Raw genomic sequence first — 380 nt, forward strand, 5'->3', positions numbered from 1 at the left:
CAGGTCGATGGCACGACTGATAAACATGGGGAAGTCGGTATTGACTTCAATCAGGCTGCGATTATTTCCCTTGTACCAGTTATACGCGCTCCAGACCTGATTATTGACGTAGGCAATTTCAAAACTTTCGTTGTCCGGTAAAGCGATATACCGCAGCGTCCTGGCACGTGCTTCATTGACAGCTGCAGTAAACACCGCGTCGAGTTTGTCACGCGGAATTTCGAATTGACGGTTGTAGGCAGACAGACGTGCATTGAGCTCACCCTGCCCCGGTACCAGCGCATCCAGTTCCGCCAGTGTCGCATCCAGATCGGCTGGCGTCAGTGGCGGAGAAACCGCATCATACAAGGCCAGCGATTCCTGATCAAAGGGCAGCAACT

1 pseudogene is annotated in these 380 nt (G+C 52.6%); it reads right to left on the reverse strand.

The window, feature by feature from the left end:
* A pseudogene (locus tag KDM89_RS20290) lies at positions 1 to 380 on the reverse strand (hypothetical protein); the annotation flags it as partial.

Source organism: Cognatundibacterium luofuense (assembly GCF_018139685.1).
GTDB lineage: Bacteria > Pseudomonadota > Gammaproteobacteria > Burkholderiales > Burkholderiaceae_D > Undibacterium > Undibacterium luofuense.